The organism is Gillisia limnaea DSM 15749 (assembly GCF_000243235.1).
In the GTDB taxonomy this organism is placed as follows: Bacteria; Bacteroidota; Bacteroidia; order Flavobacteriales; family Flavobacteriaceae; genus Gillisia; species Gillisia limnaea.
This window is the reverse complement of sequence record NZ_JH594606.1, coordinates 281,020-302,559: the sequence shown is the minus strand read 5'-3', so window position 1 is coordinate 302,559 and position 21,540 is coordinate 281,020. Positions and strand designations below refer to the sequence as shown.

The 21,540-nt window shown below is 38.8% G+C and carries 16 protein-coding genes; all 16 read left to right on the top strand.

The genetic code is table 11. The annotated features are described in order from the left end of the window. The first annotated feature begins 139 nt into the window (after positions 1-139). Positions 140-1,660, top strand: a complete 1,521-nt coding sequence (locus GILLI_RS03090) for an MFS transporter (protein WP_006987667.1) — start codon at positions 140-142, stop codon at positions 1,658-1,660. Continuing rightward, positions 1,647-2,306, top strand: coding sequence for a beta-phosphoglucomutase (pgmB, locus tag GILLI_RS03085; protein ID WP_006987666.1), 660 nt, complete (start codon positions 1,647-1,649; stop codon positions 2,304-2,306). The genes GILLI_RS03090 and pgmB overlap by 14 nt, the downstream gene beginning before the upstream one ends. Before the next feature lies 1 nt (position 2,307). Beyond that, positions 2,308-4,614, top strand: coding sequence for a glycoside hydrolase family 65 protein (locus GILLI_RS03080; RefSeq protein ID WP_006987665.1), 2,307 nt, complete (start codon positions 2,308-2,310; stop codon positions 4,612-4,614). 92 nt (positions 4,615-4,706) lie between these two features. Next, the gene (locus GILLI_RS03075; RefSeq protein WP_006987664.1) at positions 4,707-4,943 is read left to right on the top strand and encodes a cyclomaltodextrinase N-terminal domain-containing protein; all 237 of its coding nucleotides are present in this window, start codon (positions 4,707-4,709) and stop codon (positions 4,941-4,943) included. Positions 4,944-4,982: 39 nt separating this feature from the next. Further along, positions 4,983-7,370 carry a glycoside hydrolase family 31 protein gene (locus GILLI_RS03070; RefSeq protein ID WP_006987663.1) on the top strand — a complete coding sequence of 796 codons (2,388 nt, stop codon included), beginning with the start codon at positions 4,983-4,985 and terminating at the stop codon, positions 7,368-7,370. Between the two features lie 134 nt (positions 7,371-7,504). Next, positions 7,505-9,385: an alpha-amylase family glycosyl hydrolase gene (locus GILLI_RS03065; RefSeq protein WP_006987662.1), complete on the top strand. Its 1,881-nt coding sequence runs from the start codon at positions 7,505-7,507 to the stop codon at positions 9,383-9,385. Between the two features lie 92 nt (positions 9,386-9,477). Further along, positions 9,478-11,163: an alpha-amylase family glycosyl hydrolase gene (locus GILLI_RS03060; protein WP_006987661.1), complete on the top strand. Its 1,686-nt coding sequence runs from the start codon at positions 9,478-9,480 to the stop codon at positions 11,161-11,163. Positions 11,164-11,553: 390 nt separating this feature from the next. Further along, positions 11,554-12,540 carry a 6-phosphofructokinase gene (gene pfkA, locus GILLI_RS03055; protein WP_006987660.1) on the top strand — a complete coding sequence of 329 codons (987 nt, stop codon included), beginning with the start codon at positions 11,554-11,556 and terminating at the stop codon, positions 12,538-12,540. Positions 12,541-12,560: 20 nt separating this feature from the next. Continuing rightward, positions 12,561-13,559 carry a type I glyceraldehyde-3-phosphate dehydrogenase gene (gap, locus tag GILLI_RS03050; protein ID WP_006987659.1) on the top strand — a complete coding sequence of 333 codons (999 nt, stop codon included), beginning with the start codon at positions 12,561-12,563 and terminating at the stop codon, positions 13,557-13,559. Between the two features lie 97 nt (positions 13,560-13,656). Next, positions 13,657-14,526 (top strand): BadF/BadG/BcrA/BcrD ATPase family protein, encoded by an 870-nt coding sequence (locus GILLI_RS03045; RefSeq protein WP_006987658.1) that lies wholly within the window; start codon positions 13,657-13,659, stop codon positions 14,524-14,526. Positions 14,527-14,869: 343 nt separating this feature from the next. Further along, positions 14,870-16,408 carry a YifB family Mg chelatase-like AAA ATPase gene (locus GILLI_RS03040; RefSeq protein WP_006987657.1) on the top strand — a complete coding sequence of 513 codons (1,539 nt, stop codon included), beginning with the start codon at positions 14,870-14,872 and terminating at the stop codon, positions 16,406-16,408. Between the two features lie 81 nt (positions 16,409-16,489). After that, positions 16,490-17,650: a DUF2891 domain-containing protein gene (locus GILLI_RS03035; RefSeq protein ID WP_006987656.1), complete on the top strand. Its 1,161-nt coding sequence runs from the start codon at positions 16,490-16,492 to the stop codon at positions 17,648-17,650. Continuing rightward, positions 17,647-18,870 (top strand): Nramp family divalent metal transporter, encoded by a 1,224-nt coding sequence (locus GILLI_RS03030; protein ID WP_006987655.1) that lies wholly within the window; start codon positions 17,647-17,649, stop codon positions 18,868-18,870. The genes GILLI_RS03035 and GILLI_RS03030 overlap by 4 nt, the downstream gene beginning before the upstream one ends. 147 nt (positions 18,871-19,017) lie before the next feature. Further along, the gene (gene pxpA / locus GILLI_RS03025; protein ID WP_006987654.1) at positions 19,018-19,755 is read left to right on the top strand and encodes a 5-oxoprolinase subunit PxpA; all 738 of its coding nucleotides are present in this window, start codon (positions 19,018-19,020) and stop codon (positions 19,753-19,755) included. Further along, positions 19,752-20,486 (top strand): 5-oxoprolinase subunit PxpB, encoded by a 735-nt coding sequence (gene pxpB / locus GILLI_RS03020; protein ID WP_006987653.1) that lies wholly within the window; start codon positions 19,752-19,754, stop codon positions 20,484-20,486. The genes pxpA and pxpB overlap by 4 nt, the downstream gene beginning before the upstream one ends. Beyond that, positions 20,476-21,348: a 5-oxoprolinase subunit C family protein gene (locus GILLI_RS03015; protein ID WP_006987652.1), complete on the top strand. Its 873-nt coding sequence runs from the start codon at positions 20,476-20,478 to the stop codon at positions 21,346-21,348. The genes pxpB and GILLI_RS03015 overlap by 11 nt, the downstream gene beginning before the upstream one ends. Positions 21,349-21,540: the final 192 nt, after the last annotated feature.

Genomic DNA, 21,540 nt, shown 5'->3' with positions numbered 1-21,540 from the left:
AAAGATTTTACTTTGAGCTTTTGAAAAAAAGTATATCTTTACTAAATTTAAATTAATAGTCAGAACCCATATTTTCACTTCCGTTAATACGTTTTGACGAGTCTTAGAGCTTGTCGTAATCTTAATTTTACCTTACGATATGCAAAAACGCACCCTTAGTTTTTGGGAGATCTGGAACATGAGTTTCGGGTTCCTGGGTATTCAATTTGGTTTTGCTTTGCAAAACGCCAACACCTCCAGAATATTTGAAACCCTTGGGGCAAATGTTGAGGATATTCCTATTTTGTGGATTGCCGCACCTGTTACCGGATTGGTAGTTCAGCCTATTATAGGATATTTTAGCGACAGGACCTGGACTAAGCTGGGCAGGCGAAGGCCTTATTTTTTAATAGGTGCTATATTATCTTCCATTGCACTGTTTATCATGCCCAATTCCCCCACCTTATGGGTAGCAGCAGGAACCTTATGGATCATGGATGCTTCCATCAATATCTCTATGGAACCATTTCGGGCCTTTGTAGGGGATAATCTACCTGAACGGCAGCGAACACTTGGTTTTTCCATGCAGAGTTTCTTTATAGGAATTGGCGCGGTGGTTGGATCTGCCCTTCCCTGGGTTTTTACCAATTGGATAGGACTTAGCAATACTGCTCCAGAGGGAGTTATACCCGATTCAGTAAAATGGTCCTTTTATGTGGGTGGAGTGGTGTTTTTCCTGGCCGTGCTATGGACCGTTATTAAGTCTAAAGAATATTCTCCTGCAGAACTTGCAGCATTTGAGAAAAGAAGATTGGAAATAAGCCCTGCAAAGGTAGATGTATTAGATAAGATCAAAAACATTCGAACGCAACTTCTTTCCGGATTGATCATGGCCGTAACCGGCTCTGTAATGTCTGCGGTTATTTATTTTAATAATCTTACCAAGGAACTGTATATACTCTTTATTGGCTTGATACTTATTGGCCTGCTTTTTATGATTGTATCCCAATTACGTTCAAAAGACATACGAAATGGGTTTACCATTATAATTACCGATATGCTCAATATGCCGGTAACCATGAAACAACTGGCCTGGGTTCAATTCTTTTCCTGGTTTGCATTGTTTTCTATGTGGATCTATACTACACAGGCTGTTACCGGTCACGTATTTGGCACCCGCGATACCACTTCAGAATTATACAATGATGCTGCCGACTGGGTAACGATCATGTTTGGTGTTTATAATGGGGTCGCAGCTTCGGTAGCCTTCCTATTGCCTGTGCTGGCAAGAAGAACAAGCAATAAATTCACCCATATGTTGGCACTTGTAGCTGGTGGTTTAGGATTGCTTTCCATCTATTTTGTATCAGATAAAATAGGGCTTACTATGGCTATGGTAGGAGTTGGTATTGCCTGGGCAAGTATTTTGTCTATACCTTATGCGATGCTTTCAGGATCATTACCTTCGGCGAAAATGGGGTATTATATGGGGGTTTTTAACTTTTTTATAGTTATACCGCAAATTGTTGCGGCGACAATTTTAGGATTTTTAGTAAAGGAATATTTTAATAATGAACCAATTTATGCCCTGATTATAGGTGGTTTTGCTTTTATTATTGCAGGACTTTTAACCCTTAGGGTGAATACTCAACGAAAAATAGATATTAGTGAACAAAAATAAAGGTGTAATTTTCGATCTCGACGGCGTACTTGTAGATACCGCCAAGTTTCATTTTCTTGCCTGGCAAAAATTGGCAAATGATCTTGGATTTGATATTACCGAGACTCAGAATGAACAATTGAAAGGAGTTAGCAGGGTTAAGTCCCTGGAGAAGATCCTGGAATGGGGTGATGTGAAGTTATCTCAGGATCAGTTTATGGAACAAATGGCGATGAAAAATGACAATTATCTCGCTTATATCTGTTCCATGACGAAAAAAGATATTTTACCCGGAGTAGGGACAGTGATCGATTATCTTTCTGAAAACAGTATTCCGTTCGCACTGGGATCGGCAAGTAAAAATGCCAGAATCATTTTAGAGAAAACCGATCTTATTCAGCGTTTTGATGCTGTTGTGGATGGAAATGATGTAAGCAAAGCTAAACCAAATCCTGAAGTGTTTTTGATAGCTGCTGAAAAAATTAATATTCCATCTGAAAACTGTATTGTTTTTGAAGATTCTGTCGCAGGTGTTCAGGCCGCAAATATAGCCAATATGACCAGTATTGGGATTGGTGAAAAATCGACTTTACACGAAGCGCATTACGTTTTTAAAGATTTTACCGAGATTGATAAAGATTTTATTATTAAACTTATAAATAATTGATATGAACCAAGATTATATAGTGCCAGATAAATGGTCCATCATTGAAGAGGGATTTGAAAAAGGGCGAGTGAAATCTTCCGAAAGCTTATTTAGCATCGGGAATGGTGCCATGGGCCAGAGAGCCAATTTTGAAGAGCAATACAGCGGTCCCTCTTTTCAGGGAAGTTATATTGCCGGGGTTTATTATCCCGATAAAACCAGAGTGGGTTGGTGGAAAAACGGATATCCGGAGCATTTCGCAAAAGTATTGAACGCTCCCAACTGGATTGGAATCGATGTTTTCGTAAATGAGGAAGGACTTGACCTTAACACCTGCCAGAAAGTTTCAGGTTTTCGAAGGGAATTGAATATGAAGGAAGGCTGGTATCAGCGAAGTTTTATCGCACTTCTTCAAAATGGAATAAAAATAAAGGTGGAATCTACCCGGTTTTTATCTTTGGATCTTGATGAGCTTGGCGCGATTAATTACAAAGTTGAGTTGCTGTCGGGAGCGGCAAAAATCACTTTCAAACCCTATGTAGACAGTGGTATTACCAATACAGATGCGAATTGGGATGAAAAATTCTGGAAAATCCTGGAAGTTGAGGCTGAAGACAATCAGGGATTCATCATTTCCAAAACCTTAAAAACAGAATTCCATACCTGTACCTTCATGCAATCTGAATTGAAGCTGAATGATACTAAAGTGTCGGGAGATTTTCAGAAGGAAACAACAGAAGACAAAGTGATTTTCACCTATACTTCCAATGCTAAAGAAGGAGATGTTGTTAGCCTTATGAAATTTGCGGGCTATGTTACAGATATGAACCATAACCAGTCAGAGCTTATTTCTGCTGCTAAAGCGGTGTTAACAAAGGCCACTGAAACCGGTTTTACAAAATTGTTGCAGGATCAAAAAGATGCCTGGGCAAAGATCTGGGAAATGGCAGATATTACAATAGATGGAGATATTAAAGCACAGCAGGGAATCCGTTTTAATATTTTTCAGCTTAATCAAACTTATTCCGGGAAAGACGAGCGGCTTAATATAGGGCCAAAAGGTTTTACCGGTGAAAAATATGGCGGTAGCACCTATTGGGACACCGAAGCTTATTGTATTCCGTTTTATATGGCTACAAAAGATCAAGAGGTTGCAAGGAATTTATTGACCTACCGGTACAATCATTTGGAGAAAGCCATTGAAAATGCTGAAAAACTCGGTTTCTCAAACGGAGCTGCACTATATCCTATGGTGACAATGAATGGAGAAGAAAGCCATAATGAGTGGGAGATCACTTTTGAGGAGATCCACAGGAACGGAGCTATGGTGTTTGCGATTTACAACTACGTGCGCTATACAGGTGATTTCGAATATATCCCTGAAAAAGGACTGGAAGTAATGATCGCTATTGCAAAATTCTGGCATCAGAGAGCAAACTTCAGCAAAGTAAAAAATAAATATGTGATCCTGGGGGTTACCGGTCCTAATGAGTATGAAAATAATGTAAACAATAACTGGTACACAAATTACATCGCGAAGTGGTGTATTGAGTATTGTTTGGAGATGATAGAAAAGGTTAAGGATGGACATAAAGAGGATTATAACAGGATCATAGGCTTAACTAGGATTAACGATGAAGAACTTATAGAATGGAGAGAAGTTGCAGAAGAAATGTATTTCCCTTATTCTGAAGAACACGGGGTCTTTCTTCAGCAGGACGGATTTTTGGACAAGGAGATCATTCCTGTTGATAAACTGGACAAAATGCATCGACCTATTAACCAGAAATGGAGCTGGGACAGGATCTTAAGATCTTGTTATATCAAACAGGCAGATGTTTTACAGGGTTTATATTTCTTTGAAGATCATTTCAGCAAGGAAACTCTGGAGAAACATTTCGATTTTTATGAACCCTTAACCGTTCACGAATCTTCACTTTCTCCCTGTGTTCATAGTATTCAGGCTGCAAAACTCGATAGGATGGATCAGGCCTATGAGTTTTATGTGAGAACATCAAGGTTGGATCTGGACGACTATAACAATGAGGTTAAGGAAGGCTGTCATATAACCAGTATGGCAGGTACCTGGATAAGTATCGTGGAAGGTTTTGGAGGAATGCGTATCGTTGAGGATCAACTTTCGTTTCACCCACGAATTCCCGATGGATGGCAGGCCTATTCTTTTAAGGTAAATTTTAGAAACCAAATCGTTAAGGTAGAAGTGAATGCGGGGAAAACAACCTTTAAAGTTGAAGGCGATCAATCGGTCTTAATTCTTGTAAAAGGAAAGCAAATTGAAGTTAATCCCAATGAATCCGTAACTGTATAAACTTAGGTTTAAATTAAAATCCTCTCTGAAAAGAGAGGATTTTTTTTAAACTTTTTTCTGAATATTCGGAACAAACTCAAAACGAGCTAAAAATGAAAAAGAGTCTATTTATCCTTTTATTCTTCGGAAGTATTTCCTTGTATTCTCAAATTGACCGGGTGGAACCTCCATTTTGGTGGAGCGGAATGCAAACTGAAGAAGCACAACTGATGTTCTATGGAAAAGACATTGCAACCTATGAACCTTCTATGGCTCAGGCAGCTGTTTTAAGCAAAATAACCAGAACCGAAAATTTGAATTGTCTTTTTGTGATGGAAGCATCACTTTAAGGCTAAACAGAGACTATATATACCCTTTAAAATAACTTTATGAGATTAATAAAACTAGTACTCGTTTTTTTTATTGCAGGAAGTTCATTTTTATATGCACAAAATCCTGACAGGGTATATGTGGGTTATGAAGTTTTAGAAAATTCGGTAACAGTAGCTGTAGCGAAAGGAACCTATATTTTTCAGCCTTATACTTCTGAAATTATGGAAACCAGCTTTATCCCGGCAGGAGAAGCTATAGATTCGGTTTCTCATGCGGTTATCCTTGTTCCTGAAAAAGTCCTTTTCACTGTTTCTGAAGACAATGCTTCAGTAAAAATAGATTCGGAAGGCATCGATGTTTTGATCACCAAAAAGCCTTTTCACATTCAATATTTCTTTAATGAGGAACAGGTTATTTCTGAAAAAACAGGTTATTTCAAAGATGAAACCCATGAAAAAATAGAATTCAATCTGGAAGAAGAGGAAGTGCTATTTGGGGGAGGCGCAAGGGCATTGGGGATGAACCGAAGAGGGCACAGACTGGAACTGTATAACCGTGCCCATTACGGATATGAGGAAAGAGCTGAATTGTTGAATTTCACCCTTCCAATCGTTTTATCTTCAAATAAGTATCTGCTGCATTTTGATAATGCCCCAATAGGATTTCTGGATCTGGATAGCAGGAAGGATAATTCCCTTACCTATGAAACCATAAGCGGAAGAAAAACATATCAGCTCATCGTAGGGGAAACCTGGGAGCGAATTCTTGAAAATTATACCTTATTAACAGGCAGGCAAACATTGCCTCCGCGATGGATCTTTGGGAATTTCTCCAGCAGGTTTGGATACCACTCTCAGAAAGAGGTAATGGAGACGATTGCAAAGTTTAAAAAGGACAGTATTCCTGTAGATGCCGTGATCCTGGATCTTTTTTGGTTTGGACATGAAATTCAGGGAACTATGGGAAATCTGGAGTTTGTAAGGGATTCATTTCCGGAGCCGAAGAAAATGATCGAAGATTTGAAGCAGCAGGGAATTAAAACTATTTTAGTGACAGAACCTTTTATTTTAACCACTTCAAAAAAATGGGAGGAAGCTGTAGATGAAGAGATTCTTGCAACAAATAATGCCGGAAAACCTTTCACGTATGATTTTTATTTTGGAAACACCGGCCTCATCGATATTTTTAAACCAGAGGCAAAAACCTGGTTCTGGAATATCTACAAAGATCTTACAAAAATGGGCGTTGCGGGTTGGTGGGGCGATTTGGGAGAACCGGAGATGCATCCTTCCGCCTTGCAACATATTATAGGTTCTGCAGATGAGGTGCATAATATTTATGGTCATTATTGGGCAAAATTACTGTATGAGGGCTATCGTGAAGATTTCCCAAATCTGCGGCCTTTCATATTAATGCGGGCAGGGGCAGCAGGATCTCAACGTTTCGGATTGATTCCCTGGTCCGGGGACGTGAACAGGAGTTGGGGTGGATTAAAACCCCAGCCGGAAATTTCGCTCCAAATGGGATTGCAGGGATTGGCGTATATGCACTCTGACCTTGGTGGATTTGCTGGCGATCTGGAAGATGATGAACTTTATGTTCGTTGGCTTCAATACGGAGTTTTTCAACCTGTTTTTCGCCCGCATGCACAGGAAGAAGTTCCTTCAGAACCGGTTTTTAAAAACAAGAAAACCAAAGCGTTGGCTAAAACAGCCATAGAATTAAGATACAAACTGTTACCCTATAATTATACGCTGGCATTTGAAAACAGTAAGACAGGGAACCCTCTAATGAGGCCTTTGTTTTTTGAGGAACCTGGAAATATGGAGTTGTACGAAATTGCCGATACCTATTTATGGGGAAATGACTTTTTAATCGCACCTGTTCTGTCCGACAGTTTAACCAAAAAGGAGATCTATTTTCCCGGCACAGGGAATTGGTTTGATTTCTACTCAAATAAAAAATACAGCGGTGGAAGTACCGCCATTGTTTCTGTTCAGGAAGATCATATTCCAACTTTTGTAAGAGGCGGGGCATTCATTCCAACGGCAAAACCTATGCAAACCACTGCAAACTATGATGCCTCTACCCTGGATGTATATTACTACTTTGATGAAAACACCAAAGTAAGCAGCGGTATGCTTTATCACGATGATGGCGAAACACCAGATTCCTATACTAAAGGAATGTATGAAATAGTAAGGATGGAGAGTGTTCATGATGGAACAGCCCTTAATTTGAAAATAAAGAAAGAAGTAGGGGAGAATTCTAGTTCAGAAATTGAACTCGTTAGAATGCATATTGAAAACCTCCAAAAACCCATAAAGTTTGTTTGGCTTAACGGAATAAAATATACCGCAAAGAATTATATGCATCGTGGAAAGCTGGATATTCCCGTTAATTTTTATCAGGATATTACAACTATAAAAATTGAATTCGAATAATCTGCGATTTGCCGGGATTTTCTTGCAAATAAGGATATTACATTCATGAATTCGAGGTTAAAATAGTGGAATTTAAAAAAGTTACTTATCAATCATTTCTGAAGAATAAGAATAAATCTAAAATAGTGCATTATATGAACCGAATAAAATACGGACTTCTTTTCCTGGCAATTTCACTTTTATTGGCCTGTAAAGATAAATCCAAACCTATAGAAGAACAACCTATGGCGGCAACAGAAGAAAAGAAAAAGGAAGTCGTTTACCAGGTATTTACACGTTTATTCGGGAATACCAATAACACGAATAAACCCTGGGGTACAATTGAAGAAAATGGCGTTGGGAAATTCAATGATTTTACAGATAAGGCCTTGCAGGAAATTAAAGATCTGGGAGTTACCCACATTTGGTACACCGGAGTTCCTCAACATGCTACCATTACAGATTATACTGAATATGGGATTTCTCCCGACGATCCCGATGTGGTAAAAGGTCGCGCTGGTTCGCCTTATGCTGTTAAAGATTATTATAATGTTAACCCGGATCTTGCTGAAAATCCTGAAGAGCGTTTACAGGAATTTGAATCGCTCATTGCCCGGACTCACAAGGCGGGACTAAAAGTGCTTATCGACATAGTTCCAAATCACGTGGCACGAAATTATGAGGGATTAACAAACCCTGATGGGGTTACAGATTTTGGTGCCGAAGATGATAAAACGCTTACCTATAATGTGAATAATAACTTTTATTATAATCCGGGGGAAGCTTTCCAGGTTCCGGAATGGAAAGATGGATACCAACCATTGGGTGGGGAAGACCATCCCTTAGCCGATGGGGAATTTGATGAGAACCCGGCAAAATGGACTGGTAATGGTTCCCGTTTATCGCAACCCAACATGAACGACTGGTATGAAACGGTAAAGATCAATTACGGGGTAGATCCCAATGGAAATTATGATTTTGACGAACTGCCACCGGGTTTTGAAGATAAAGATTATATAGCACATTTTGAATTCTGGAAAGATAAAACCGTTCCCAATTCCTGGGTAAAATTCAAGGATATCGCCTTGTATTGGATCGAGAAAGGGGTGGACGGATTCCGATTTGATATGGCAGAAATGGTTCCAGTTGAGTTTTGGAGTTATATGAATTCTGCTATAAAAATAAAAAATCCGGATGCTTTTTTATTAGCGGAAGTTTATCAGCCTCATTTATACAGGGATTACATAAGAAAAGGAAAAATGGATTACCTGTATGATAAAGTCCAGTTATATGATACTATTAAGAGTATCATGCAGGGTCACGGAAAAACAGATCATATTCCAGCAATTCAGGAAGATCTAAAGGATATTGAGCAGCATATGCTCCACTTTCTGGAAAATCATGACGAGCAACGCATTGCAAGCCCGGAATTTGCCGGAAGTGCAAAAAAAGGGAAACCGGCCATGGTAGTTTCAGCCACTATAAGCTCCGCCCCAACATTGGTTTATTTTGGACAAGAACTGGGAGAACCCGGAGCAGAGGATGCTGGATTTGGAAAGCCATCCCGTACCTCTATCTTCGATTATATTGGCGTGCCCACCTATCAACGTTGGGTGAACGATAAGAAATTTGACGGCGGAAAATCTACAGAAGATGAAAGAAATCTGCGCGATTTCTACAAAAGATTGTTGAATTTCACCATAAACAGCACCGCACTTGTTGGGGATTACAAAGATCTACATACCTACAACAGGGAAAATACCGAAGATTATTCAGACAGAGTATTGTCCTTTGCACGTTGGAGTGAAGATGAGAAACTAATCATCATTTCAAATTTTGATGCTGAAAAACCCGGTGAATTTAATTTGAAAATCCCGGAAGAGATCATTAAATCCTGGAATTTGGAAAATGGATCTTACTCATTGACAGACCAGCTTTATGGCACTTACAAAACAGAGCTAAAGGTTGAAGGTAAAGCGGGAAGCGTTCAAATTAAATTGGGTCCACAAGAATCATTCATTTTAAAGTTTAACTAGATAGGCATGAAACATCCATTGAATAAAATTCTCACAAAGGGGAAGGATTATATGGATGCTATAGATGTCTACTAAAAAAAACACACACACCTATGAAAAAATTAATAGCATTAAGCATCTTATCGATTGCTCTGAGTTGTAATACCGGGGCAAAAAAGGATGAAAATCGGGTCGCCGAAGATTTGGATGATTCAACATCTAAAAATGATTCTCCTTTCTTTTGGGAAGCAGCCAATATTTATTTCTTACTAACAGACAGGTTTAACAATGCCGATCTTTCAAATGATGTTAATTTTGAAAGGACTTTGGAAACGGGAAAGCTGCGGGGTTTTGAAGGAGGCGATTTAAAAGGAATCACTAAAAAAATAAATGAGGGTTATTTTTCAGATTTAGGGATCAATGCCATTTGGATGACACCGGTTGTGGAGCAAATTCACGGTGCAACAAATGAAGGAACCGGGAATACCTATGGGTATCACGGATACTGGACGAAAGACTGGACAGCGATAGATCCAAATCTTGGTACAAGAGAGGACCTAAAGGAATTGGTAGATGCTGCTCATAAAAATGGCATAAGAATCATATTGGATGCGGTTATTAATCATACCGGGCCAGTGACTGAAAAGGATCCTGTTTGGCCAGATGAGTGGGTGCGTAACGATACTCCCTGTACCTATCAGGATTATGAAACTACCGTAACCTGTAGTCTTGTAGAAAATTTGCCGGACATAAGAACTGAAAGTAATGAAGCCGTAGAATTGCCTCCACAACTCGTAGAAAAATGGAAAGCAGAGGGAAGGTATGAGCAGGAAGTTGCAGAATTGGATGAATTTTTTGAACGTACCGGCCATCCGCGAGCTCCACGGTTCTACATAATGAAATGGTTAACAGATTATATTACAGAATTTGGAATTGACGGGTATAGGGTCGATACCGTAAAACACACAGAGGCTTATGTATGGCAGGAATTTAAAGAAATAGCCGATTATTCTTTTGCTGAATTTAAAAAGAATAACCCTGAAAAAGTGTTGGACGATACTGATTTTTATTTGGTGGGGGAAGTATATAATTATGGGATTAGCAACGGTAAGTATTTTGATTTTGGAGATAAAAAAGTCAATTATTTTGAAAATGCTTTCAGTAGTCTTATAAATTTTGAATTAAAGTGGAATGCCCGGGATCAGGACTATGAAACCTTGTTTGATAAGTACGATACACTATTGAGCACAGACCTGGATGAATATGGCACTGTAAATTACTTAACCTCTCATGATGACGGAGAACCCTTTGATAAGGAGCGTGAAAAGCCCATGGAAACTGCAACCATACTTTTGCTTAGTCCGGGAACCTCGCAGGTATATTATGGAGATGAATCTGCCCGTTCCTTAATAATTGAAGGAACAGAAGGCGATGCCACCCTAAGATCAATCATGAACTGGGAGCAAATAGATTCCAGTGCCACTACTAAAGAAGTTTTGAGCCACTGGCAAAAACTGGGTCAGTTTAGAAACCATCATCCTGCTGTTGGAGCAGGTGCCCATCAAATGATTAGTGAACAGCCCTATTATTTTGAAAGAAGTTTTGAAAAAGATGATTATACGGATGCAGTAGTTATAGGGATTGGTGTTCCAAAAGGAGAAAAATCTATAGATGTGTCTCAAACTTTTAAAAACGGAGAAATGCTTCACGATGCCTATTCTGGTATTTCAGGCGAAGTAAAAGATGGAAAGGTTTTAATAACTTCTAAATTTGACATCGTTCTGTTGGAGAAAAAGTAAGAATGGAGCACAGCTTATATGGATCGAAGATTTTAACTTCGTTTTATCGCACCAGTGGGCTTAAAACACCATCGTCTTCCCGTGCTGTTCAATCGGAATTTGATACTTTGAAATAACTCACGAGATTGCTCCCAGGTAATCGATTTGAATTCAGTGTAAAAATAGAAACTGAGATAAAAAAAACAGGGTTTCTTATATCAGAATATTATGTCAGAAAAACCACGAATCTCAAATGATCCAGGTGCGAATTTTAATAAATAAGTGATTCAAATTGTAAATAATTGAAAATACCTCTTTTAAATGGGGTGTTTTTTATGAGTTATTAACCGAAAACGTTTGAGTATAAGACCAAATTAGGTTTTATGCTTAAAATCGAATATTTTTACATTAATGCAATTAGAAATAAAAAGAATAGGGGTTTTAACCTCAGGAGGAGATGCGCCGGGAATGAATGCTGCTATTAGGGCAGTAGTTAGATGTTGTGCATTTCAGAATATAGAATGTGTCGGGATTTACCGGGGTTATCAGGGTTTGATAGAAGACGACTTTGAAGAATTGAACGCCCGCTCTGTTAGAAACGTTATAAGCAGGGGAGGAACATTTCTTAAATCTGCACGATCTAAAGAATTCATGACCAAAGAGGGTCGTGAGAAAGCATTTGTCAATCTCAAAAATGCGGGTATTGATGCCCTGGTTGTTATTGGAGGAGACGGAACCTTTACGGGAGGATTAATTTTTGAGAATGAGTTTGATTTTCCGGTAATAGGAATCCCTGCAACTATAGATAATGACATTAGCGGAACAGATTTCACAATAGGGTATGATACCGCTTTGAATACGGTGGTGGAAGCCATCGATAAAATAAGGGATACAGCCAGCTCTCACAACAGGTTATTTCTTATTGAAGTAATGGGTCGGGATGCCGGAGATATCGCTTTAAACAGTGGTATTGGTGCGGGTGCCGAAGAGATTTTAATCCCGGAAGAAAATATGGGTGTAGACCGCTTGTTGGAATCTCTTAAAAGGAGCCGAAAATCGGGTAAAACATCCAGCATTATTGTTGTGGCTGAAGGCGATAAAAGCGGAAAAAATATTTTTGAACTTGCAGAGATTATCGAAGAAAATCTGGGCGATTATGAGATCAGGGTTTCTGTACTTGGGCATATTCAAAGAGGAGGTTCCCCCAGTTGTTATGACAGGGTCCTGGCCAGTAAATTGGGAGTTGGGGCAGTAGATGCTTTGCTTCGCGGAGAACGTAAGATCATGGTAGGCATTCATCATCAACAGGTGGTGTCGGTCCCATTGGAAACTGCGATCAAAGGGGAGGCAAAGTTTGATAAAAATTTACGGAGGGTGGCAGACATCACTTCGGTTTAATAACTTTAAATACAAAAATTATGAGCACAAAAATTGGAATTAACGGTTTTGGCCGTATTGGAAGAATCGCATTTAGAATTGCTTTGGAGAACAAGGATGTTGAAGTTGTTGGGGTAAATGACCTGCTGGAAGTAGAACATTTAGCCTATCTTTTAAAATATGATTCAGTTCATGGGAGATTCAACGGAACTGTTGAGGTGAAGGATGGAAACCTTGTTGTAAACAATAAAAAAATAAGAGTAACGGCAGAGCGTAATCCGGAAGACCTTAAATGGGATGCTGTAAATGCAGAGATCGTTTTAGATTGTACCGGAATTTTCACCGATATTCCTGGTGCTCAAAAACATATTACTGCCGGAGCTAAGAAAGTTGTAGTTTCTGCTCCATCTAAAGATATCCCAATGTTTGTTATGGGAGTTAACCATAAAGACGTGAAGCCTGAACATACCATCGTATCTAACGCTTCTTGTACCACCAACTGTTTAGCACCCTTAGCTAAAGTTGTTAATGATAACTTTGGAATTGTTGAAGGATTAATGACAACAATACATGCAACTACTGCATCGCAGTTAACTGTTGATGGTCCTTCAAAAAAAGACTGGAGAGGCGGAAGAAGTGCACTGGTTAATATTATACCATCCTCAACAGGAGCAGCCGTTGCTGTAGGAAAAGTTATTCCTGAATTAAACGGAAAACTAACCGGTATGGCATTTAGGGTTCCTACGGCAGATGTTTCTGTAGTAGATTTAACAGTACGTACGGAGAAATCTGTTACGTACGACCAGTTAAAAGCTGCATTTAAACAGGCTTCCGAAGGAGAGTATAAAGGAGTTATTTCTTATACTGAAGAAAGTGTTGTTTCACAGGATTTTGTTTCCAATGCATATACGTGTAATTTTGATGCTGGCGCAGGGATCGCTTTAAATGATAATTTCTTTAAACTGGTAGCCTGGTATGACAATGAATACGGGTATTCTGCAAAATTGATTGAATTAGCAGCACATGTTGCAACTGTTTAGGCAATTCTAAAAATAAATAAATTTTAAAGGCTGTTTTAAAAGCAATTTTAAACCTTGCAATTAAAACGGCCTTTTTTTATAAATTAAAGAACTTAAGATGATATTAATTGCTGATGGTGGTTCTACCAAATGTGACTGGATCCTTCTGAATAATAATGGGGATCAAATTTTTAAAACGCGTACCAAAGGACTGAACCCTGCCGTGTTTCCTGAAAATATGCTGGAGCAAAGGATCGAGGAGAATCCAGATTTACAGGAAGTTAAAAGCACAGTGGAGCGAATTCACTTTTTTGGCGCCGGATGTGGTACAGAAAGCCCCAGGAAATTACTTGAGGGTATTATAGCCAATTTTTTCACCAATGCTTCTGAAGTATTGGTAAAAGAAGATATGGTTGCTGCCGCTTATGCAGCTACCACAGAGCCCGGAATAGTATGTATTTTAGGAACAGGATCCAATAGTTGCTATTTCGACGGTGAAAATATCGAAATGGCAGTAAATTCACTTGGATATATCCTAATGGATGAAGCCAGTGGGAATTACTTTGGAAAAAGACTCATCCGCGATTATTATTACAAAAGAATGCCTCCGGATCTAGCTAAAAAGTTCGAATCTGAGTACAATCTGGATTCAGATGAAATAAAGCGAAATCTTTATAAAAAGGAAAATCCAAATACCTATCTCGCAAATTTTGCTGAATTTATTTTCAGCAATGAGAGAAACGGTTATTTTTATAAGTTGGTGCACGAAGGGATTCAGGAATTTATCCATTCCCGGGTGTTAAGTTTTAAACAAGCCCAAAATGTGCCTATACATTTTATAGGAACTATCGCATATTTTAGCGAAGATATTATTAGGGCAGTTGCCCAGCCGTATCATCTTGAAATTGGAAATATTATTAGAAGACCTATAGATGCTCTTATTGAGCATTATCGGAAAAATGTTTTAAACGTTAAATCTCACCAGTAGATTTTATTGGCAAATCCGTCCTCCGTCCCGTTCGGGAAGGATCTTAATTCTGGAATTTCCTCACTTTTAGATTTCTAGATTTTATAAAGTAACTTTTAAAGTCATTTAAATACATTCAGATTTAAATGACTTTAAAAGTTTTTTTTATTCTGAAAAGGATAAATTTTCCTTCACTTTTTCCCACTGGTTTATTTTTAGATTTTCAGCAGAAAACAGATCGGTCTTTTTTTGCAGAAAATTTCATGCTTTGAAACAAAAGATTTCTTTTTGGTGTTTTCTGAAAAAAACTAGTGATCAACACTTTACAATAAATTTGACTATATTTAAGTAAATCAAATTTAAAATGCTTGTAAAAGTATACGGGAGTGCTGTTTTTGGGGTAGAGGCAACAACCATTACCGTAGAGGTAAATGTGGTTCCCGGAATTGCATTCTACCTTGTTGGACTGCCGGATAGTGCAATAAAGGAAAGCAGCTACCGCATCGCGGCTGCTCTTCAAAATAACTCCTATAATTTTCCGGGTAAAAAAATCACCATCAATATGGCTCCGGCCGATCTCAGGAAAGAGGGTTCTGCCTACGATCTCACTTTAGCTCTTGGAATTCTTGCCGCCTCCGGTCAAATTAATCATTCCACAATTGGGGAATATATTATTATGGGAGAACTCTCCCTCGATGGAAGCCTCCAGCCCATAAAAGGAGCGCTGCCTATTGCCATAAAGGCAAAAGAGGAGGGCTTTAAAGGTTTTATACTTCCCAAACAAAACGTAAAAGAAGCAGCTATAGTAAGTGATCTCGAAGTTTATGGGGTAAGCAATATCACCGAAGTGATCCGGTTTTTCGACAAAAATGTTCCTTTGGAACGGACAGAGATCAATGTGCGGGAAGAATTCTATAATGATCTTGAACATTTGGAGCACGATTTTGCAGATGTGAAAGGTCAGGAATCAATTAAACGATGTATGGAGATTGCCGCGGCAGGCGGGCATAATATTATTTTAATTGGACCTCCGGGAGCCGGTAAAACCATGCTTGCCAAACGCCTGCCCAGTATTTTGCCTCCTATGACCATTCGGGAAGCTCTGGAAACGACCAAAATCCATAGTGTAGTGGGAAAGGTTAAGGAAAACGTGGGCCTCATGTCTCAAAGACCTTTCCGAAGCCCGCATCATACTATTTCGGACGTTGCCCTTGTGGGCGGAGGTGCATATCCGCAGCCCGGGGAAATATCCCTGTCACATAATGGTGTGCTATTCCTGGATGAGCTTCCGGAATTCAAACGCGGAGTTTTGGAGGTGCTTCGACAACCCCTGGAAGATAGGGAAGTTACAATTTCAAGAGCGAAATTCACCGTAACCTATCCTTCCAGTTTTATGTTGGTTGCAAGTATGAATCCGAGTCCGAGTGGTTTTTTCAATGACCCGGGATCTCCAATGACTTCTTCCCCGGCCGAAATGCAGCGCTATTTAGGTAGGATTAGTGGTCCTTTATTAGACAGGATTGATATCCATATTGAAGTTACTCCGGTACCTTTTGAGAAACTCAGCGAGGAACGCAACGGAGAAACCAGTCACGAAATTAGAAAACGGGTTACCAGGGCAAGGCAGGTGCAAACCCTTAGGTTCGATGATAATGAGAAAGTTCATTACAATGCCCAGATGAATGTTAAACAAATAAGGGAGTTTTGTCAACTTGAAGAATCTTCAAAACAACTTTTAAAAACCGCTATGGAACGCCTAAATCTTTCGGCAAGAGCCTATGACAGGATATTAAAAGTCGCAAGAACCATTGCCGACCTTGAAGAAACAGAAAATATTCAGGGTTCACATATCAGTGAGGCCATTCAATACAGGAGTTTGGACCGTGAAGGCTGGTTGGGTTAAAAATTTCTTACTTTTCTATACCTTAACTTGGATTTTAATACATTTGAAAAATTAATCCCGTTTCCGAAATATTTTTCAAAAATGAAAAGACCCCTCTTAGTTCTATTCCTGATTTTATTGATTGGTTGTAAAGGTGAAGACCGCAACAAAGCTGAAGAAAAAGATAAAAGTAATTCCGACAGTATTATGGAATCTGATATTTCTCTTGATGACCTTATCAATGAGGATAACATTGAGCTTAATCTAAATGAAGCAAATAAGCTTGCAGAATTACCCCTGGCCTGTGTAAATACAGTATATCCAAATAAATTAGGACAAACTCTGGGTTCAGAAAAAGATCTGAAATCTCCGAAAGAGCTTCATCCTGCCTTTTACGGATGTTTCGACTGGCATTCCTCTGTGCATGCACATTGGACCCTCGTTAAATTATTGAAGCATTTCCCCAAACTTGATCGCGCAACAGAAATTAAGGAAGCACTTGAAACTTCACTATCAAAAGAAAATATTCAAGCAGAAATTGCTTATTTTAAGGGAGAACACAACACGGATTATGAGCGTACCTACGGCTGGGCCTGGCTTTTAAAACTTACGGAAGAACTTTATACCTGGGATACAGATATGGGGGTAGAACTTTCAGAAAACATAAAACCGCTTGCTGATTTAATCGTGCAGCGTACAACAGAATTCCTGCCTAAACTAAACTATCCAATAAGGGTAGGGGAACATACGAATACCGCTTTTGCCTTAAGTTTTGCTTATGATTACGCGGTTGCAACAGAAAATGCAGAATTTAGGACCCTGATAGAAGAAAGTGCCAGGAATTTTTATTTAAAGGATAAAGGATGCCCAATGGCCTGGGAGCCAAGCGGTTTTGATTTTCTTTCCCCTTGTTTAGAGGAAATAGATCTAATGAGAAAGATTTTGCCAAAAGCCGCATTTTCACTTTGGATGGATAATTTTATGCCCCAGCTGAAAAAATCGGACTTCACACTCACTCCCGGTGAAGTTTCAGATAGGAAAGATGGAAAGTTAGTACATCTGGATGGTTTGAATTTTAGCAGAGCCTGGGTTTTTTACGGGCTTGCAAATAAATATCCGGAAGATTATTCTCATTTAAAAAACCTGGCAGATAAACATATGCAGCATTCCTTTCCAAACCTTGTAGGAGATAGCTATGAAGGTGGTCACTGGTTGGGTAGTTTTGCCTTATATGCCCTTCAGGAATCAAAAGCTAAAAAGTGAAAAACTGGTTAAAAAATGTAGGTCCGGGCGTATTGGTTTCGGCCGCATTTATTGGCCCGGGAACGGTTACTGTTTGCACGCTTGCAGGGGTTACTTTTCAATATGCCCTTTTATGGGCATTATTACTTTCGGTAATAGCCTGTGTGATTCTGCAGGAAATGGCCGCAAGGCTTGGGATTATAGCGCAAAAGGGTTTAAGTGAATGCATTCGGGAAGAAATAAAAAACCCGACGCTAAGAGTTCTTGCTATTATTCTTATTTTTTCTGCAATTGTAATAGGCAACGCCGCTTATGAGGCGGGAAATATTACAGGTGCAGTTTTGGGAATAACTGCAATCACTACTCCCTTAACCCTGGAATTAGGTAATTTCACGCTGAATTTATGGAGTGTTATTGTTGGTGGAATCGCATTTGCTTTGCTTGCAATTGGGAATTATAAAATCCTGGAGCGGGTTTTTATTGGCCTGGTTGGATTGATGAGTATTTCATTTCTTATTACCGCATTTCTTACCAAACCGGATTTTTTTCAGGTTTTAAAGGGATTGTTTATACCAACAACCGGATCTGCAGGTATTTTAACGGTAATCGCACTTGTAGGAACCACCGTGGTGCCTTACAATTTATTTTTGCACGCTTCTCTTGTTGGTGAGAAATGGAAGTTACCTTCCGACCTTAAAATTGCCAGAAGAGAACTCGGCATCGCTATTATACTGGGAGGACTGGTTTCTATGGCCATTGTGATAACAGCTGCGGTTCCCAATTTAGATGATGTTACTTCTGCTGCAGACCTGGCCCTGGGACTAAAACCTTTATTTGGGGAATATGCTACCCTGTTTATCGCGGTAGGTTTATTGGCCGCCGGGATTACTTCTTCCATCACAGCTCCATTGGCAGCTGCTTATGTGGTAAAAGGTTGCCTGGGTTGGGAAAAAGGATTAAAATCCCTTAAATTTAAATCGGTTTGGGCTGCAATCCTGATAATGGGAGTGTTTTTCTCTTCCCTTCAGTTAAAACCTGTTGAAATAATACAGTTTGCTCAAATCGCCAATGGTTTGTTATTGCCTGTAATTGCAATATTTCTATTCTGGATTGTTAACCGGTCTTCGGTTATGGGGGAATATCGCAATACACTGAGGCAAAATATTTTGGGGATTCTCATAATTGGGATCACCATCTTTCTTGGGGCGAAATCTATTTATACCGTTTTAGAGGGCTTTTAAAAATCGTATTATGAAATGAGCATAAAAGGAATTCGATAAAAACCCCGGGGAGCATAACGGGTATTGGATACAAACACCGATGAAGATATGAGAATTGTTCCCGGGCTACCGGGAGGGAGCCTAATAAAAAACAATAAACATCTACATATGAAATATATACATATCAACTGTGATCTTGGAGAAGGAGGAGAATTTGATGCGCAATTAATGCCCTTGATCTCGGCCTGTAATATTGCCTGTGGCGGTCACGCCGGTACGGTGGAAAGCATGCATGATACCGTTGTTCTTGCCATGGAAAATAATGTGGAAATGGGAGCGCATCCGTCGTATCCCGATAAGGAAAACTTCGGAAGAAAAACCCTTGAGATGACTCCCGAAAATTTGCAACAAAGTCTGGTTGCTCAAATTTTAAGTTTGAAACAAATTGCAGAAGCGGAAGGCGGAAAACTTACCCATATCAAACCACATGGAGCTCTTTATAATGATGCTTCTATCGATGAAAAAATCGCTCAGATTGTTATAGATTCTATCCTGGAATTTGAAGATAAATTCCCGATTTATGCACCCCAAAATTCGGTGATTTCCCGTCTTGCAGAGGGGAAAATTGAAGTCGTTTTTGAAGCCTTTGCAGACCGGAATTATCAACAGAATTACCAACTGCTTTCCCGTGATAAACCAAATGCATTGATCACTAAAAAAGAGGCTGTTTTTCAACATCTTTTTTTGATGTTTAACGAAGGAAAAATACGCTGTGAAAACCAAAAGAATATACATTGTTTTGCATCCACGTTTTGCCTTCATAGTGACACACCAAATGCGGTGGAAATATTGAAATATTTGCAGCAGAGATTCAAGAAGAAAAACATCCAAATTTTACGTTCATGAAAAAGGAATTTCCAGAAGTAAAAGTGATGGGGGAGTGGGCAATTTTGATTGAATTTGAGCCTGAGATCAATGAAAAACTACTGGAGAAAATTCTTTTTTTCAAAACAGTGATAGAAGAATATTATATTGAATTAAAGGTTGAAGTGATTAACACATATAACTCATTATTAATTTATTATAATTCAGATATAGAGGATGTCTATAGTGAGGTTTTGATTGTAAAAGAGCTTGTGTATACGACGAATATACCAAAAAAAGTTAACTCCTTAATTTACCATATTCCGGTATGCTATGATCTTGACTTTGGATTGGATCTGGAATATTTAGCCAATCAAAAGAAGTGCTCTGTTTTAAAAATAATACACCTTCATACACAGCCTGTTTATACCGTATATTTTATTGGATTCTTACCCGGATTTTTATACCTGGGAGGGCTGGATAAAGCGCTTCAGATTTCCCGTAAGGAACAGCCCAGAATGAAGGTTGAGAAAGGTGCTGTTGGAATAGGTGAAAACCAGACAGGAATCTACCCGAAATCCAGTCCCGGTGGATGGCAAATTATAGGCAATTCCCCGGTTGATTTCTTTGATAAAAACACCGAGCCTCCATGCGAATTATTGGCTGGTGATAAAGTGAAATTTTATAGTATATCACGAAAGGAGTTTGATGAAATTTCAGAAGAAATAAGCCTGGGTAATTTTCATTTAAAAAAGGAAAATTATGAAGTCTGAAATTGAAGTTTTACAGCCGGGTTTATTTTCTACAATTCAGGATTTGGGGCGTTATGGATTTTTGAAATATGGTGTTCCCCTGAGTGGAAATATGGATAAATATGCTGCCAAAATGGGGAGCATTATTTTGAATAATCCGGTTGATTCGGCTGTGCTTGAAATTACCCAGATGGGTCCAAAACTGCAATTTAATGCTTCTGCAAAAATTGTGATCACAGGAGCTGATCTTTCTCCTGAAATAAACAAAATTTCCGTTTCCAATAATACTATACATTTGATTAATGCCGGAGATATACTTTCCTTTGGGAAAAGAAAATCTGGCTGCCGGGCATATCTTTCCATTAACGGTGGATTTAAAACTTCTGAAAGTCTTAAAAGTAAAAGCTGGTATGAAGGAATTACAGATTTTTCAAAATTGACAAGAGGTATGAAGCTGGCTTTTGAAAGCACTTCTTTTTCATATCATGATACGCACTCTGCAGTTAAAATAAATTCGGAATATTTATATCAAAAGGAGATAGATGTTTTCCCCGGGCCCGAATATGGTTTATTGAGTGTAAAAGAAAAGGAGTTACTTGCCTCGACAGAATTCTCTGTAGATAAAAAAAATAACAGGATGGCAATCCAGCTTCTGGAAGCGATTGAAAATAACCTAAGTCCAATTATCACAGGACCTGTAATTCCGGGTACTGTCCAATTAACTCCTTCAGGAAGCTTGATTATATTAATGCGCGATTGTCAAACAACCGGAGGGTATCCAAGGATATTTCAGTTAAGTGATTATGCGATGAATATAATTTCCCAAAAGGTTTTGGGAGATAAAATCTTATTTAAGCCGGACTCAACCTATATAAACCACTAACCCTTTTCCAAAATAATAATAAACAGTCAATTTTTTAAAAATAAGCATAAACGAAAAAGTGCCGTTATGTGATTATTAGTTTTTTGCAGCCCTACCTACAAATCCCTTATCACTTTTAACGACACTTTTTAACCCCAAAACATTTTAGCTAACTAAAACATTAATACAAAAGTAAATTTAAAGCCTTGCTGG